This window comes from Bradyrhizobium diazoefficiens (assembly GCF_016612535.1).
Lineage (GTDB): Bacteria > Pseudomonadota > Alphaproteobacteria > Rhizobiales > Xanthobacteraceae > Bradyrhizobium > Bradyrhizobium diazoefficiens_C.
In genome coordinates this window covers 27,106-42,971 of sequence record NZ_JAENXS010000002.1, presented here as the reverse complement: position 1 = coordinate 42,971, position 15,866 = coordinate 27,106, and the positions used below count along the sequence as shown (strand labels likewise).

Genomic DNA, 15,866 nt, shown 5'->3' with positions numbered 1-15,866 from the left:
GCCGCAGATTAAGCGTGCCCGTCCCTGCGCTGACACGTTCGCCCGGACCGAAATGTCGCCCCGCAGCGTCTGCGACTCAGGAGCAAGTCATGACCGAATCGGTTCAGGCAGCGCCCTTGTCCCTTCCACCGCATGTTCAGCTGATACAAATGGGAACGGCCGGAGCAGTCGCCAATGTCGCGCACATCGCCGCAAGGCTCGGGTTGGCGGATAGACTTGCTGATGGCCCAAAGAGCGCGACTGAACTGGCCGACCCCCTGGCTCTTCATGCGCCGTCGCTGCACAGATTGATGAGGACGATGGCCAGTCTTGGGCTTCTCACTGAAGTTGGTGGCCAGCGCTTCTCGTTAACGGGGCTCGGCGAGGCTTTGAAGTCGGATGCTCCGGGCTCAGCAAGATCGACCTTGCTCATGACAGGCAGCAGCTGGGTTGGAAGCGGCTTTGCCAACCTTCTCCATTCCTTGCAAACCGGCGGTACGGGGTTTGAAAAAGCACAGGGAATGCCGTTCTTCGACTATCTTGCTCAACATCCCGAAGCCGCATCGGTGTTCAGTGAAGCAATGGTCGGGCTTCATGGGGCCGAACCTCCGGCAGTCGCGGAAGCCTATGATTTTTCAACATTCAAGACGGTCGTCGATGTCGGAGGGGCGTCCGGCAATATGCTCGCCGCCATCCTTGCGCGACACCCGGAGCCGCGGGGCGTGTTGTTCGATCGGCCGCACGTCGTGGTCGATGCGGAGAAGCTGCTCAAAGCGAACGGCGTTTCCGATCGCGTGACCGTCGAGGCTGGAGATTTTTTCCGGTTGGTGCCGTCTGGGGGCGATGTCTACATCCTGTCGCACATCCTGCACGACTGGAACGACGACCAGTGCCTGGCAATTCTCGGCCATTGCCGCAAAGCCATGAAGCCCGATGGCCGGCTGTTGATCGTCGAGATGGTTCTGCCTCCCGGTGACGCTCCGCATCCGGGGAAAATACTGGACATGGTGATGCTGGTACTGATCGGCGGCCAGGAGCGCACGGAAGCTGAGTATTCCCGTCTGCTGGACAGGACTGGTTTCCGCCTCAGTCGCGTGGTGACGACGCAATCGCCGGTGAGCGTCATCGAAGCCGTGCTGGCCTAATCCTCCGGTTATGCCGTCCGCAACGCCGGCGTCGGCGGCTGCGACGGTCGGATCAGCGCGAACGCGATCTGGACGATGCCGGCGGCAAGCCCGACCGCGACGCCGATCCGCCAGGCCATGTTGTAGGAGCCGAGCGCGTCGTAGATCAGGCCGCCGCCATAGGCGCCGACGAAGCTGCCGAGCTGATGGCTCGTGAAGGCGAGCCCCTGGATCATCGCCTGCCATTGCAGGCCGAACATCTCCGCCACCGCGCCCGCCACCAGCGGACCGACGCCGAGCCAGAGAAAGCCCATCAGCGCGCCGAACACCAGCGTCGAGGCCTCCGTCGGCGGCAGCATGAAATACCAGGCCAGCACCAGCGAGCGCGTGACATAGATGCCCCCTAACAGCGCGAGCTTGTTCCAGCGCTGGCCGGCCCAGCCGAAGAACAGCGACCCCAGCACGTTGAAGCCGCCGATCACCCCCAGCGTCTTTGCGCTCAGCATCGGGTCCATGCCGCAGATCTGCAAATAGGACGGCAGATGCGTGGTGATGAAGACGAGCTGCATGCCGCAGACGAAATAGGCCGCCGTCATCACCGAAAACGACACATTGCCGAAGGCCGTGGCGGTCGCGGTTGCGGCCGATACATTGCCGAGCCCGCTCGTCCTCGGCAGCGGGATGCGGTCGATCCGGCCTGCAAACCACGCCGCTGGCAACATCAGAAGCGAGAGCACGACAAAGCTGCCGAGCCCGAAACGCCAGCCGTAGCCCTCATTGAGCACCTGCCCGATCGGCGCCGCCAACAGCGCGCCGAGCGAGCCCGCGGCCGAGACCATGCCGAGCACGGTCGAGCGCACGCTCTCGGGCACCGCGCGCGCGGCAACCGACATCGCCATCGCCGCCGCGGTGCAGGCGAGCGAGGTGCCGATCAGCACCCCCGCCCCGATCATGACCGTGATCAGGCCGTGCGCGCCGGTCATCAGCGCGAGCCCCGCGATATAAAGCAGCGCGCCGACCATCATGATGATGCGAAAGCCGTAGCGCACGGTGAGCGCGCCGGCGAGCGGCTGGAGGAAGCCCCAGGCGAGGTTCTGGACGGCGATCGCGAGCGTGAAGTCCGACACGGAGATGCCGACGTCATGGGTCAGCGGCTGCAGGAAGATGCCGAGCGATTGCCGCAGGCCCATGCTCAGCGTCAGCATCAGCGAGGCGCCGATCAGGACCGGGAGGGTTGGACGAAGCGCTTGCAACAACGGCATGATCGGTCTTCCCTTTATTCTTGCTCTTGCGGCATTACACAGGTCTGTGTAATCTAGACTGCAAGCCGGCGCCGCTGTCAAGGCGTTTATTACACAGGTCTGTGTTATGCCCTCTGCCGAAAAATCCGACATGAAGGAGCGGATCCTCGCCACCGCCGACCGGTTGTTCTATCTTCAGGGCATCCGCGCCATCGGCGTCGACACCGTTGCGGCCGAGATCGGCATCTCCAAGCGCACGCTCTACAACCACTTCCCGTCCAAGGACGCGCTGATCGCGGCCTACCTGGAACGCCGCTTCGTGCGCCCGCCGCCGTCGGCGCCCGACGCGTCGGCCAAGACCGCGGTGACGCAGATCCTGTCGACGTTCGATTCGCTGGAACGGCGATTCGCCTCGCCCGACTTTCGCGGCTGTCCGTTCGTCAATGCTGTCGCGGAGGTCGGCAGCACCGACCGCACGGTGAAGAAGATCGCCAAGGCCTTCAAGGAGAGCCGCCGCGTCTGGTTTCGCGAGCGCCTCGAACAGCTCGGTGTTGTTGATGCGGAGGCGCTCGCCACCCAGCTCGTGCTCCTGGTTGATGGCTCGATCGCGCAGGACCTCGTCCGCGACGATCCCGCGATGGCGCGTGCGGCGAAGGAAGCTGCGAAGGTGCTGCTGCGGAATGCGGGTGTGGATGTCGGTGGTGGCGCGGCGACGGTGAAAGGCAAGCGCGCGCCGCAATAGCAATTGTCGTCCCGGCCTAGTGCGCAATTGCGCACGGGGGCCGGGACCCATAGCCACGGGCCGTAGTTTGACGAAGACTCGGAATTGCCAGTTCGCATCCACAACCGCTCCCTGGGGTTATGGGTCCCGGCTTTCGCGGGGACGACAGCGAGAATGAGGCAGTGCCACCGCCTCACGCCGCCTGCGACACCACGCGATTGCGCCCGTCGTGCTTGGCACGATACAGCGCAGTATCGGCGCGCTTGAGGACGTCGGCGACTGCCTCGCCCTTCTGCTCGAGCGTGGTGAGCCCGATCGAGATCGTGACCTCGATGCGCTTGGTACCCTTGTGGACGGCGAACGGTTCGCCCGCGATCGAGCGGCGCAGGCGCTCGGCGACCATGCCGGCGACGTGGAGATCGGTCTCCGGCATCACGATGACGAACTCCTCGCCGCCGTAGCGGCAGGCGAGATCGATGCCGCGGATCGACTTGCGCACGCGCACCGCGAATTCACGCAGCACGTCGTCGCCGGCATCGTGGCCGTAATTGTCGTTGATCGACTTGAAATAGTCGATGTCCAAAATCATCAGCGCCAAGGGCTTGCCGCGGGTCGAGGCCTGCTCGGCGAGCGTCGCCAGATGGCTCTCCATGTAGCGGCGGTTGTGCAGCCCGGTGAGCGCGTCCGTGATCGCCATCTCGATCGAGTTCTGCACGTTGTCGCGCAAATGATCGGTGTAGCGGCGGCGGCGGATCTGGGTGCGGGCGCGCGCCAGGAGCTCGGTCTTGTCGATCGGGCGCAGCAGATAGTCATTGACCCCGATCTCGAGGCCGCGGAGCAGCCGCGTGGAGTTCTCGGCTTCCGCGATCGCCAGGATCGGCACGTGGCGGGTGCGCTCCAGCGAGCGCGCCTGGCTGCACAGCCTGAGCCCGTCGAAATTGTTGAGGTCGAGCGAGACGATCAGCAAATCGTAATTGCCTTCGGCCGCGTGGAACAGCGCTTCCGTCGGATTGGGCTCGACGTCGACGGTGTGCTCGGCGGCGAGGATCGTCGCCAGCCGCTCATAGGACGACTGCCGGTCGTCGACCAGCAGGATGCGGCCGCCCTTACCGGCATCGGCGATGGCGCTGCGCTCGGGCGCCTGCATGCCGATCTCGAGCGAGGTGATGGCGCGCATGCGCAGCTCGTCCGTCATCATCTTCAGCCGCGTCAGCGAGCGCACGCGCGCGATCAGCACGACGTCGGAGACGGGCTTCGTGAGGAAGTCGTCGGCACCGGCTTCGAGACCCCGGTTGCGATCGGCGGGGCTGTCGAGTGCGGTGACCATCACGACGGGAATGTGGTGCGTGGCCGGATCGGTCTTCAGGCGGCGGCAGACTTCGAAACCGTCCATGTCGGGCATCATCACGTCGAGCAGGATGATGTCGCATTCGGCGCGGGCACAGATCGCGAGCGCCTCGGTGCCGTTCGAGGCTGTCATGACGTCGAAATATTCGGCGGAAAGACGGGCTTCGAGGAGTTTGACGTTGGCAGGGACGTCATCGACAACCAGGATACGCGCGGTCACTTTGAACTCACTTCCTATCCGATAAAACGCCGGACCGTCTCAATGAATTTGCCGACCGAGATCGGCTTGGACAAATAGGCTTCGCAGCCGCCCTCGCGGATGCGCTCTTCGTCGCCCTTCATCGCGAAGGCCGTGACCGCGACGACGGGAATGGCGCGCAGCTCCGGATCGTCCTTGATCCAGCGCGTCACCTCCAGGCCAGAGACCTGCGGCAGTTGAATATCCATCAGCACGAGGTCGGGCCGCATCTTGCGCACGAGGTCGAGCGCCTCGTAACCGTTGCTGGTGCCGGAGGTCTGGTAGCCGTGCGCCTCCAGCAGGTCGCGGAAGAGCTTCATGTTGAGCTCGTTGTCTTCCACGATCAGGACGGTCTTAGCCATCCCGCCCTCCTGTTTGGTCCTAGAGACCGATGCATGTGACGCCTCAGGCGCCGCTTTCCGGCGCTTCGAAAACTGGATTCAAACTAGCCTCAGATTCGCTTGAGTTTCGTTAAACCCGAGGGGCCACTTTCTGCGATGTGGTTTCCAGTTGCTTGTCTGGGGCCGCAAGATCAGGCCCGAGACTCAGTCCCAAGACTCGGGCATATTCCAAAGTAGACACCGAAAGTTAACGGAAAGGCAAACCGGGCCCTTGAAAAAGCCTGTTCACAACCCCCGCGAAGTCGCTGAAATCGTTGCGATTCAGGCGCTGTCCTTTGTCGCAGGCAATCCCGAGCGGCTGGGGCTGTTCCTGGCCGAGACAGGTGTCGGCCCGGAGACGCTCCGGAACGCGGCTTCCGACCCGAATTTCCTGCTCAGCGTCCTCGATTTCGTGATGCGCGATGACGACACCGTGAAGGCCTTTGCCAAGGTCTCGGAACTGCATCCCACCAACGTTGCCGCAGCGCGGCAGGTGCTGGGCGATGCGCTCGGCGACCGGACGTGGGAGCGCGACGTGCCGTGAGCGTCCCCGATCTGGCCGGGCCCTGCTGCTTCTGCCGGGATTGTCTGGCCGATCTGGATGTGAGCGTGCGCCGCTGTACGGCCTGCGGCTCCCCTCGCCTCGTCTGCCACCGGACGCTCGCGACGCTGACCATCGCCCATATCGACTGCGACGCCTTCTATGCGACGGTCGAGAAGCGCGACAATCCGGATATCGTCGACAGGCCCGTCATCATCGGCGGGGGAAAGCGCGGCGTGGTGTCGGCCGCCTGCTATATCGCGCGCACCTATGGCGTGCGCTCGGCGATGCCGATGTATAGGGCGCTGGAAGCCTGCCCGCATGCGACCGTGATCCGGCCGGACATGGCGAAGTATGTCCGCGTCGGCCGCGAGGTACGCCAGGCCATGCAGGCGCTGACGCCTCTGGTCGAACCGCTGTCGATTGACGAAGCCTTCCTCGATCTCTCCGGCACCGAGCGGGTCCACGGCATGATCCCGGCCAAGGTGCTGGCGCGCTTTGCCCGCGATGTCGAACGCGACATCGGCATCAGCGTCTCCGTCGGCCTGTCCTGCAACAAGTTCTTGGCCAAGATCGCCTCGGACCTCGACAAGCCGCGCGGCTTCGCCGCCCTCGACCAGGAGGAAGCGCGCACGATGCTGGCGGAAAAGCCGGTCGGCTTCATTTTCGGCGTCGGCCCCGCGACGCAGGAGCGCTTGGTGCAGCGCGGCTTCCGCATCATCGCCGATCTCCAGAAGGCCGACGAGATCGAGATGATGCGGCAATTTCCGAGCGAAGGCCGCAGGCTGTGGCGGCTCGCCCGCGGCATCGACGACCGCAAGGTCGAGGCCGACCGCGGCGCCAAGACGATTTCGAGCGAGACCACGTTCGAGACCGACATCCGCGATTTCGCGACGCTGGAGAAGATTTTGTGGCGGCTGTGCGAGAAGACGTCGTCGCGGCTGAAGAGCAGCGAGCTTGCCGGCTCGACCGTGACGCTGAAGCTCAAGACCGCCGACTTCCGCCAGCGCACGCGCTCACACTCGATCGCCGCCCCGACACAGCTCGCCGCAAAGATCTTCTCGATCTGCCGTGAGATGCTGGCGAAAGAAATCGACGGCACCGCCTTCCGCCTGATGGGCGCCGGCGTCAGTGCATTGCGCGAGGGCTCGCCCGGCGACGACACCGACATGCTCGACCGCCGCGCCGCGCATGCAGAACGGGCGGTGGACAGCCTGCGCAAGAAGTTCGGCAGTGCAGCGGTGATCCGCGGCATTGCGTATGACGGGCCGGAGAAGGCGCAGGAGTGATGGGATGACGGAGGTGCTCATCCCGTCATCCTGAGGTGCGAACCATGGGGCGCAACGCGCCGCATGGAGAGCCTCGAAGGATGCACGGCCGAGATGCAGCCGGGGCCGTTCATCCTTCGAGGCCTCCGCCCAGCGGCGCAATTGCGCCGCCAGGCTCAGGCACCTCAGGATGACGGTGCTGGATACGTCTGAGAAATTTCGCGAGAGGTAACGACCATGCAAGCCGAACGCGATCTCACTACCCTGCTGAAGAACATGAAGCCGGAGCTGCAGCCAGGCATTTTCGTGTTCTGCACGATCGCGACGGACGCGCCGATCCCGGCAGCAGTCAAACCGCTGCTGACGTTCCGCGAGCAGGAAGGGACCACGCTCGTGATCCCACGTGAAGAGGCCCAAGCCGCAGGGTTAGACCATACATTCGCCTCGCGCCTAATCACGTTGACAGTCCATTCCGCACTCGATGCGGTGGGGTTCCTGGCGGCGATCACGGCGTGTCTGGCCGACGCCGGCATCAGCGTGAACGCCGTTTCGGCCTTTCACCACGATCATCTTTTCGTACCTGCTGACAGGGTCGATGAAGCAATGGCTCTCTTGCATGACAGGTTCCGGCCGAAACACGCTTGATTGCGCTTGATCTAGGGTCTGTTGAGATTCATCTGGAATGGATTACAGCGGTGGCGAGGTAAATCATCGCCTCGAAGCTGCTGTCTGTCTTGTCGCAACGCATTGCTATGCGTTTGAATTCCTTGAGCTTGCCGAAGAAATTTTCGATCAAGTGACGCCATTTGTAAATGTCTTTGTCGATGTCGAGAGGCTGAGCGCGCCTTTGATGTTGCGAGATGACGATCTTGGCCTTGCGTTCGTTCAAGTCTTCGATGATCCAGTTGGAATCAAAAGCCTTGTCGGCGATCAAGCCACCGAACTCGATATCCTTGATCAGGGGCACGACGCCGACGGTGTCAAAGCGATGGCCGGGGAGCAGGATGAACCGCACCAGATTCCCGAGCGCGTCAGTCAGCGCGAGGATTTTGGTGGTCCAGCCGCCTTTTGACTTGCCGATGGCCTGATTTTTGGTCCCCCTTTTGCTCCCTGCCCGTGGCGGTGAACCTTGACGATGGTCGCGTCGACCATGGCGAACTCCATGTCCGGATCATCCGATACGGCATCGAAGATCCGCTTGAAAACACCGGCTTTCACCCAGTCGCGATAGCGTTTGAACACGGTATTCCAGTTGCCGAACGTCGGCGGCAGATCCCGCCATGGGCTGCCCGTGCGGGCGATCCACAGTACAGCTTCCAGAAACAGACGGTTATCGCTTCCACTGCGGCCGGGGTCCCTCGGCTTGCCCAAACAAACCGGCTCCATCTTCGCCCATTGAGCATCTGTCAGAACGAATCGGGGCATGCCAAACTCCTTTCGGAGCTTGAATCACGGACATTCCGTTCTGTGAATCCTGAATCTCAACAGACCCTAGAGCATGCTCTAGCTTGTAGAGAGATGGCTGGCCTCGATCCAAGGAGACAGCCCATGACAGTGATCGACAACAAGGCGCTCATTCAGGACATCATGGATGCGCGCGCACGTCGCGACCCCGGCCCGTTCATCGCCGCGATGGCAGATGATTTCGTCTGGCGCATTACCGGCTCGACGGCCTGGTCCGGCGAGTATGTCGGCAAGGCCGACGTGCTAGAGCGCCTGATGAAGCCTCTCCACCGACAATTCACCGCTCCCACCAGCCTTACGGTATCCCGCATCATTGCTGAGGGCGATTACGTCGTCGCCGAGTGCCGGGGCAATGCAACGACGCTGGCCGGCGAGCTCTACGCCAACACGTACTGCTTCGTCATTCGCGTGGCGGACGGAAAACTGCGCGAGCTGACCGAGTACATGGACACCGCATTGGTCGAGAGAGTGCTAGGGCCGCCCGGCAGCCAATGAGGCCTTGAGGCGTCCATGCGGCGACGCGGCGGGTCTTTCACCTCTGTCGATCCACTCCTCATAGAATTCGACCTTGGCTTCGATGAGCGCCAAAGCCTGCGACCAGCGGCGGATGTTGTCCTGCACGCGCTGCCGGTGGGCTGCGAGCAACGCGTGACGCTCGGTCAAACTCGCTTCGCCCCGTTTGGCGAGTGCGGCGTACTCCCGCATCTGCTTGACCGACATGCCGGTGCCGCGCAGGCGTTCCATCAGATCCAGCCAGCCGACGTGAAAATCGCTATAGACCCGCCGACCACCGCGGTCTCTGACGACGCCAGGGATCAAGCCCTGGGCCTCATACCAGCGGATGGTGTGGATGCTGCGGCCCGTTCGGCCGGCGACCTCTCCGATGCGAAGCCCTCGCGACATGGCCTTTCCTTTCGTTCGAAGCCGCCTCGCGAGCGTAGCGCTGTTTGCCCGGAGACAGGATATCGCGCAGCCTGGATCGCGTCGCCTGCCTCGATCGGCCGTTGCGATGTTGGGACGGCTATGATGGCATAGTACTACTGTTTTGCCCGACGCGTCAAAGTAAATTCTAAAAAAACGAAATAACGCATCCCGTTCCAAGATTGCGTTTCTACTGTGCATGGGGTTGTTTTAAAGTTTTGCGAAAGCGTGGGCCTGCGGCCTCAATCCGCAACCGCGATCGCCTCGATCTCGATCAGCCATTCGGGGGCTGCGAGCGCGGAGACGCCGACCAGGGTCGAGGCCGGCGGCTCCATGCCTTCGAAGAAGACGGAACGGGCCTTGCCGATGATCGGACGCAGCTCCGGCTTGTAGCCGACGACGAAGGTCGTGATCTTGACGATGTTGGCGTAGGTGGCGCCAGCCGCCTTCAACGCGTGGCCGAGATTCTGCATCACCTGCGTGGTCTGCGCGGCGAGATCGCCCTCGCCGACGATCCGCCCCTCTTCGTCGGTAGACACCTGGCCGGAGATGTAGATGGTGCGCGCGCCGGAGGCAGTAACGACGTGGGAATAAGCGGGATTATGGTGCAGGCCGCTGGGGCGGAGGTGATCGAGTTTGGGCATGGTGCTGCTCCCGGAGGTTTGTGATTGAGGGAGAGCGTAACCGGAGACGCCGTTGACGGCTAGCCTTGCGCCCTCAATTGCAGGGCTTGCTATCCTTGACGTCGAACTTGCCCATCGAACCGGAGATGACGAAATCATTGTAGTCGAGCACGAGCTGGCGGGAGACGCCGTTCTCGTAGAGTTCGAACGACATCGCATAGACCGGCGTCTGCTCGCCTTCCTTCTGCGGGACGTCGCGGTCGAAATAGCTGACGGTGACCGGCCAGCGCTTCAGCGACTTCATGTGTTCGTCCGACGTCGAGGGATCGGGCGACGCGATGCGGTCGTCGGGGATCGGCTGGCCGATCACTGTCAGCGTGTTGTAGACCTTCTGGCCATCGTCGGAGCCGTCATAGACGGACAGTTCCAGGAGCGATTTGCCGTCCTTGGCGGCTGCAATGATGCGCTCGATCTGTTCGGTCGGGAACACGATCTTGCCGTCGAGGGTGAAATTCTTCGGCGCCGGCAACTTCAGCTTGACGTTGATGTGGTCGCCGTCGCGCTCAGCCGAGCCGTCGACCAGGCCGGCCTCGGTCTCGTTCATCCGCGTCTCGATCTTGAAGCGGTAGCTTTTTCCCGCGGCGTCCTCCCAGGAATTGGAGCGGAGGTCGCTCAGCGTGATCTTGCCCTCACCACTGTCGAGCTCGGAGACCTGGCGGAATTCGGAGGTGTAGCCTTCGCAGCTATTACCGGCGAAATTGTAGAGGATGCGGCCGCGCGCGCTGTTGATGGAGTTAGAGCGCGATTTGACGAGGCTCAAATCATAGAGCGCCTGGTGCGAGAGGAACGGACCGCCGGCCGCATGGGCTCCATCGCCAGTGCCGAAAGCAACCGCCGCGAGCGCTATCACACCGAGCGAGGTCCGGAAAAGGTGCACCATGTCTGTCCTTTGGGAAGCGCAGATTCGACACTTTAATGACCGTTCCATTGCGTCGCAACTGCGGCGGTTTCACGTAAAGTTGCGCCTCTCCGCTGAACCTCCTGTCCTGCCTCAGGAAAATGCAGTCCAGCCCGGCGCCCGGCGGCCCCGCGGGCTTGCTTGCATGTGGCGGCATGATGGGCGAAACAGATCCGCCCGGCCGCGACATCAGGCGGCCGAAGCGGATGATTTTTGGACAATGAGGTCGAAGATGGCGGGCACGGTCGAACAGAAACTGGCGGAACAGGGCATCAAGCTGCATGAGGCCCCCACCCCCGTGGCCAACTACGTCCCGTTCGTGCGCACCGGCAATTTGCTGTTCGTGTCCGGTCAGGTCTGCTTCGCCCCCGACGGCAAGCTGATTGCGAAGGGCAAGCTCGGCGACGGCGTCTCGCTTGAAGACGGCGCCGCGGCAGCCCGCGGCTGCGCCGTCAACCTGCTGGCCCAGGTCAAGGCGGCGCTCGGCGATCTCGACAAGGTCGTCCGCGTGGTGCGCCTCGGCGGCTTCATCAACTCGGCGCCCGATTTCCTGGACGGGCCGAAGGTCCTGAACGGCGCCTCCGACCTGATGGTCGCCGCCTTCGGTGACAAGGGCCGCCACGCCCGCACCACCGTCGGCGTCGCCTCGCTGCCTGCGGATGCGGCCGTCGAGGTCGACGGCGTGTTCGAGGTCGCCTGAGGCCAGCATCGTGCGTGCTCCTGATTGGCTGACAGCGCGGCCGATCGCCCATCGCGGCCTGCATGACATCTCGCGCGGCATCGTCGAGAACATGCCGGGCGCGGTGCAGCCGGCGATCGCGGGCAATTTTTCCATCGAGGTCGACATCCAGCTCTCGGCCGACGGCGAGGCCATGGTGCATCACGACCATGCGCTTGGCCGCCTCACCGAGGCCGCCGGCGATGTGGTCGAGAAAACCGCCGCCGAACTGAAAGCCATCAAGTTCAAGGACACGCCGGAGCGGATGATGTCGCTGTCCGATCTCTGCACGATGGTCGCCGCCCGCGTGCCGCTGGTGATCGAGGTGAAGAGCCATTTTGACGGCGACCGCAAGCTGGTGAGGCGGATGGCCGAGGTGCTGGGGTCATATCAGGGACCGGCGGTCGGCATGTCCTTCGACCCCGACCAGGTGTTGGCGCTGCGCGAGCTGCTGCCCTCCCGCCCGCGCGGCATCGTCGCGCAGCGGAGCTATGAGGACGAATACTGGGCCAATCTGACGCAAGCGCAGCGCGACAGCATGCTGTACCTGCGCCACGGCTTCCAGACCCAGCCGCATTTCGTCGCCTTCAAGGTCGACCACCTCCCGGCCCCGGCGCCCTGGATCGCCCGCAATGTGTTCGGCTGCGCCCTGCTCGGCTGGACCGTGCGAACGCCGGAGCAGCGGACGCGGGTCGGGCAATATGCGGACCAGATGATTTTCGAGGGGTTTGTGCCGTAGGCTTGATGTTCCCCACTCTTGAAGTCGCTGCCGCAATGCACGATCTTGGGCGCAATGGCATCATCCGACATCACGCTCGACGCCGTCCCATCCATCAGCGAAGTCTCGCCGGAAGATTGGGACGCCTGCGCCAATCCTGGCAGGGCTTATCTTGAAAAGGCTTGCAACGGGCATAGCGCGGGAACCTCGTCCGGGCTCCCAGCCGATTCCCTCGGCCTCTTAAGGCCTCCGTATAACCCATTCGTATCCCACGCGTTTCTTGCTGCCGTTGAGAAATCGGGTTCGGCCACAATCCGCACCGGCTGGGGACCGCGGCATCTGGTGGCCAAGATCGGCGGCCGTGTCGCCGGAGCAGTGCCCTGTTATCTGAAGTCGCACAGCCAAGGCGAATACGTCTTCGACCGCGGCTGGGCGGACGCCTATGAGCGCGCCGGCGGACGCTACTACCCGAAGCTCCAGGTCTCTGTTCCCTTCACGCCGGCGACGGGGCCGCGGCTGCTGGTCCGCGACGGGGTCGACCACGAGCGCATCACGGAAGCGCTGGCGAGCGGTCTGGTGGCGTTGTGCGGCGTCAGCAAGGCGTCTTCGGTGCACGTTACCTTCGCCCGCGAGGCCGAGTGGAAGCTGCTCGCGCGACACGGCTTCCTTCAGCGTACCGACCAGCAGTTCCACTGGCGCAACGAGGGTTTTGCCACCTTCGACGACTTTCTGGCGACGCTGAACTCGCGCCACCGCAAATCGATCAAGCGCGAGCGGCGCGATGCGCTGGCCTCTGGGATCACCATCCACTGGCTCACCGGCCGCGATATCACCGAGGACGCCTGGGACGCCTTCTTCACGTTCTACATGGAGACAGGCTCGCGCAAATGGGGCCGGCCATATCTCACGCGCGAATTCTTCTCGCTGATCGGCGAGACCATGAGCGAGGACGTGCTGCTGGTCATGGCCCGCCGCAACGACCGCTGGATCGCGGGCGCGATCAATTTCATCGGCTCGGACACGCTGTTCGGCCGCAACTGGGGCGCGATCGAGCACCATCCCTTCCTGCATTTCGAGGTGTGCTACTATCAGGCGATCGATTTCGCGATCAAGCGCGGCCTGACCCACGTCGAGGCCGGCGCGCAGGGTGAGCACAAGATCGCGCGCGGCTACCTGCCGCGGACCACCCATTCCGCCCACTTCATCGCCGATCCCGGCCTGCGCCGCGCCATCGACGATTACCTCAAACGCGAGCGCACCTATGTCGCGGAGGCCGGACGGGAGTTGGCTGAGCTCGGCCCCTTCCGGAAAGGCCTCGACGAGGCGCCTTGACGGCTCACTGCGGCTGGTGACAGTAAGCGCAAAATTCCAGGGAGCCGCCGAGGAGCTACCATGACCGCCTACGACCCCAACAACATCTTCGCTAAGATCCTGCGCGGCGAATTTCCCTGCCACAAGGTCTACGAGGACGAGCACGTCTTCGCGTTCCTCGACATCATGCCGCGCGTGCCCGGCCACACGCTGGTAATCCCGAAGGCCCCCGCCCGCAACATTCTCGACATCAGCCCCGACGACTACGCCCATGTCGCCCGCGGCACGCACAGGATCGCGGCCGCCGCGATGACGGCGTTCAACGCCGACGGCATCACCGTGCAGCAGTTCAACGAGGCCGCTGGCGGACAGGTGGTATTTCATCTCCACGTGCACGTGATGCCCCGCCACGACGGCGTCGCGATGCTGCCGCCCGCCAGCCGCAAGGAAGATGTCAAGGTACTGGAAGAGAACGCGGCCAAGCTGATCGCGGCGTTGAAGGCTAGGTAGGTCTCAGCCGCCGTAGCCCGGATGGAGCGAAGCGCAATCCGGGACCGTCCCCGCTTTTCGCTACGCTCCATACGGGCTACGATCTCGCCCCCTTCACTCCGCCTGAAAATCCCCGGCCTGCGGCGCGGCCAACGGCGTGAACTCGCAGCGGTCGGGCTTGATATCGATCAGGGGCGTATGGTCGATGCAGTCGAGGCCGCGCACCAGGATCGCGTTGCCCTCGATGCCGACGAGCTTCACGATCGAGGTGCCGATCGGGTTTGGCCGCACCGGCGAGCGCAGCGAGAACGTGCCGCGGGTTTTCTCGTTGTTTTTCGGGCTTTGCAGCACGATGTCGCGGCGGGATTTGTCCAGCCAGTAGAGCACTTCGAGATTGCTATAGAAATCGACGCCCTTGATGGCCGGCACGAACGGCTCGAAGATTTCCAACCGACAGATGGGGCCGTCGGCGCGGCCCTGCCGCGGCGTTTCCAGCCGCGAGGTCCAGGGCGTGCGGATGCGGCCGATGAAGATCAGGCCGGCATCTTCCGTCGACGGCAGCTCGATGGCGACCTCGCCCTCGCGGAGCTCGTTTTCGCGAACCATATTTCCTGTTCCTTGGCTGTTCGCGACGGTTTTAACCCAACCACCACATGCCGGCCAGCATGAAGACTTCGCGTTGCCACGCCTGCAAAACTCGAGCGAGGGATCAGCAGAACCACCACGAGGGCCGCAGGGGGACCCGGACCGCGCGGGGCTGGCATGCGCGCCGTCGCTACCCCCTCACGCCCCGATTCTTCAGCACGAAACACGCCCCGCCCGCTTTGCGGATACGATTGCAGAGATCGTCGGCCTCGGGTCGCGTGTCGGTGCCGATGCGCACCTGGTAGAAGGCGTGCGAACCGCGGCTGCGCACCACCGAGCTCAACAGGCTGGGATCGCGGTCGCCGATCACGGCGCTGAGGCGCGTGACGGCGCGGGAGTACATCGCCAGTGCCTTGTTGCGGTCGAAGCCGGCAGCGAGCTGCACGCCCCAGATCCTGGCGGCGGCAAGCTCGACATGCTGCTCGAGCTCCGCGATGAACGGGTTCGGCGCGCGCTTCAACAGCGCCATCAGGTCGCGGCAGCTCGTCGGCGGCACGCTCGGCGGCCCCTTGCCGGTGCTGCCGGTCTTGGCCCACGCGTCAACCGTCGCGCCGGTGATGGCGTAGACGTAGTTGCGGGTCTGCTCCGGCATGCCGCCGGTGCCGGCGAGCCATTCCTGCACCCGGCGCGGGCCGGCATTGTAGGCGGCGGCCGCGAGGCCGAGATTGCCGAACTGATTGCGCAGTTCGTTCAAGAATTCCGCCGATTTCGGCAGGGCCTGGACCGGGTTGAAGGGATTGAGAAGCCCCCGTTCGCTCGCGGTGCCCGGCATGAACTGCGCGATGCCCTGTGCGTGCTCGCCACTGCGTGTCATCGGGCCCACCGCATCGGCCTGGAAGCGGCTCTCCTGCCAGATCACGCGGGCGAAGAATTCCAGCGGCAGATTGGCATCGCGCGCGGCCGCCTCCACGATCAGGCAGATCGATTCCCGCGTATCGCTCTCGTGGGCATCCGGCGTCTTCTCCGGCGGCATCGCAAGCTCTTCGACGCTGGGAACGGCGACGTTGGTCTTTGCCGGCGAACTGTCCCAGGCTGCCGCCGATGCCGCCGAGGCGATCAACGCGGCAACGATGATTGACGCAATTCGCGCCCCCCGTGCCCAAGCATCGCGGTGGCGGACGGCGGCGCATCGTGCAACAAGGTGATCTGCCATGTCGTGGCATCGTGCCATGGTTCGTCG

18 protein-coding genes and 1 pseudogene are annotated in these 15,866 nt (G+C 63.9%); 10 read left to right on the top strand and 9 right to left on the bottom strand.

The annotated features are described in order from the left end of the window. Positions 1-89: 89 nt before the first annotated feature. On the top strand, positions 90-1,124 hold the full coding sequence (locus JJE66_RS16845) for a methyltransferase (RefSeq protein ID WP_200515448.1): 1,035 nt from the start codon (positions 90-92) through the stop codon (positions 1,122-1,124). A gap of 8 nt (positions 1,125-1,132) precedes the next feature. Here JJE66_RS16845 and JJE66_RS16840 read toward each other — a convergent pair whose 3' ends face one another. Then, a complete protein-coding gene (locus JJE66_RS16840) occupies positions 1,133-2,365 on the bottom strand; it encodes an MFS transporter (protein WP_200515447.1) in 1,233 nt (410 codons plus the stop codon). 130 nt (positions 2,366-2,495) lie between these two features. Between JJE66_RS16840 and JJE66_RS16835 the strand changes: the two genes are divergently transcribed. After that, a complete protein-coding gene (locus JJE66_RS16835; RefSeq protein ID WP_200515446.1) occupies positions 2,496-3,086 on the top strand; it encodes a TetR/AcrR family transcriptional regulator in 591 nt (196 codons plus the stop codon). 172 nt (positions 3,087-3,258) lie between these two features. Here JJE66_RS16835 and JJE66_RS16830 read toward each other — a convergent pair whose 3' ends face one another. Together JJE66_RS16830 and JJE66_RS16825 are read right to left on the bottom strand one after the other, a co-directional pair. Beyond that, on the bottom strand, positions 3,259-4,632 hold the full coding sequence (locus JJE66_RS16830; protein ID WP_200515445.1) for a PleD family two-component system response regulator: 1,374 nt from the start codon (positions 4,630-4,632) through the stop codon (positions 3,259-3,261). Between the two features lie 14 nt (positions 4,633-4,646). Then, on the bottom strand, positions 4,647-5,012 hold the full coding sequence (locus JJE66_RS16825; RefSeq protein ID WP_008566616.1) for a response regulator: 366 nt from the start codon (positions 5,010-5,012) through the stop codon (positions 4,647-4,649). A 250-nt stretch (positions 5,013-5,262) separates the two neighbouring features. Between JJE66_RS16825 and JJE66_RS16820 the strand changes: the two genes are divergently transcribed. From JJE66_RS16820 to JJE66_RS16810, 3 genes are all read left to right on the top strand, one after another. Then, complete coding sequence (locus JJE66_RS16820; RefSeq protein ID WP_200515444.1) at positions 5,263-5,574, top strand: DUF3572 domain-containing protein; 312 nt, start codon at positions 5,263-5,265, stop codon at positions 5,572-5,574. Further along, a complete protein-coding gene (locus tag JJE66_RS16815; RefSeq protein ID WP_200515443.1) occupies positions 5,571-6,860 on the top strand; it encodes a DNA polymerase IV in 1,290 nt (429 codons plus the stop codon). Before JJE66_RS16820 ends, JJE66_RS16815 begins: the two co-directional genes overlap by 4 nt. A gap of 216 nt (positions 6,861-7,076) precedes the next feature. Then, the gene (locus tag JJE66_RS16810; RefSeq protein WP_200515442.1) at positions 7,077-7,484 is read left to right on the top strand and encodes an ACT domain-containing protein; all 408 of its coding nucleotides are present in this window, start codon (positions 7,077-7,079) and stop codon (positions 7,482-7,484) included. A gap of 97 nt (positions 7,485-7,581) precedes the next feature. Here the strand turns inward: JJE66_RS16810 and JJE66_RS16805 are convergent. Continuing rightward, positions 7,582-8,225 (bottom strand): annotated as a pseudogene (locus JJE66_RS16805) (IS5 family transposase); the annotation flags it as partial. Between the two features lie 162 nt (positions 8,226-8,387). Between JJE66_RS16805 and JJE66_RS16800 the strand changes: the two are divergent. Then, the gene (locus JJE66_RS16800) at positions 8,388-8,798 is read left to right on the top strand and encodes a nuclear transport factor 2 family protein (RefSeq protein ID WP_200515441.1); all 411 of its coding nucleotides are present in this window, start codon (positions 8,388-8,390) and stop codon (positions 8,796-8,798) included. On the opposite strand, the gene JJE66_RS16795 is transcribed toward JJE66_RS16800, so the two are convergent. The 3 genes from JJE66_RS16795 to JJE66_RS16785 form a co-directional block, all read right to left on the bottom strand. After that, entirely contained in the window at positions 8,775-9,206 is a 432-nt protein-coding gene (locus JJE66_RS16795) for a MerR family transcriptional regulator (protein WP_200515440.1), read from the bottom strand. The genes JJE66_RS16800 and JJE66_RS16795 overlap by 24 nt on opposite strands. A gap of 260 nt (positions 9,207-9,466) precedes the next feature. After that, positions 9,467-9,868 carry a RidA family protein gene (locus JJE66_RS16790; protein WP_200515439.1) on the bottom strand — a complete coding sequence of 134 codons (402 nt, stop codon included), beginning with the start codon at positions 9,866-9,868 and terminating at the stop codon, positions 9,467-9,469. 73 nt (positions 9,869-9,941) lie between these two features. Continuing rightward, a complete protein-coding gene (locus JJE66_RS16785; protein ID WP_200515438.1) occupies positions 9,942-10,787 on the bottom strand; it encodes a cell envelope integrity EipB family protein in 846 nt (281 codons plus the stop codon). Positions 10,788-11,037: 250 nt separating this feature from the next. Between JJE66_RS16785 and JJE66_RS16780 the strand changes: the two genes are divergently transcribed. From JJE66_RS16780 to JJE66_RS16765, 4 genes are read left to right on the top strand one after another with little or no spacing between them, the layout of a single operon-like run. Then, a complete protein-coding gene (locus JJE66_RS16780) occupies positions 11,038-11,505 on the top strand; it encodes a RidA family protein (RefSeq protein ID WP_200515437.1) in 468 nt (155 codons plus the stop codon). Positions 11,506-11,515: 10 nt separating this feature from the next. Beyond that, positions 11,516-12,262 (top strand): glycerophosphodiester phosphodiesterase, encoded by a 747-nt coding sequence (locus JJE66_RS16775; RefSeq protein ID WP_200515436.1) that lies wholly within the window; start codon positions 11,516-11,518, stop codon positions 12,260-12,262. 54 nt (positions 12,263-12,316) lie between these two features. Then, complete coding sequence (locus JJE66_RS16770) at positions 12,317-13,573, top strand: GNAT family N-acetyltransferase (protein ID WP_200515435.1); 1,257 nt, start codon at positions 12,317-12,319, stop codon at positions 13,571-13,573. 60 nt (positions 13,574-13,633) lie between these two features. After that, positions 13,634-14,062, top strand: coding sequence for an HIT family protein (locus tag JJE66_RS16765; protein ID WP_200515434.1), 429 nt, complete (start codon positions 13,634-13,636; stop codon positions 14,060-14,062). Positions 14,063-14,155: 93 nt separating this feature from the next. Here the strand turns inward: JJE66_RS16765 and tsaA are convergent, their stop codons facing one another. Further along, entirely contained in the window at positions 14,156-14,647 is a 492-nt protein-coding gene (gene tsaA / locus JJE66_RS16760; protein ID WP_200515433.1) for a tRNA (N6-threonylcarbamoyladenosine(37)-N6)-methyltransferase TrmO, read from the bottom strand. A gap of 169 nt (positions 14,648-14,816) precedes the next feature. After that, positions 14,817-15,857: a lytic transglycosylase domain-containing protein gene (locus JJE66_RS16755; protein ID WP_210349831.1), complete on the bottom strand. Its 1,041-nt coding sequence runs from the start codon at positions 15,855-15,857 to the stop codon at positions 14,817-14,819. Between the last annotated feature and the right edge of the window lie 9 nt (positions 15,858-15,866).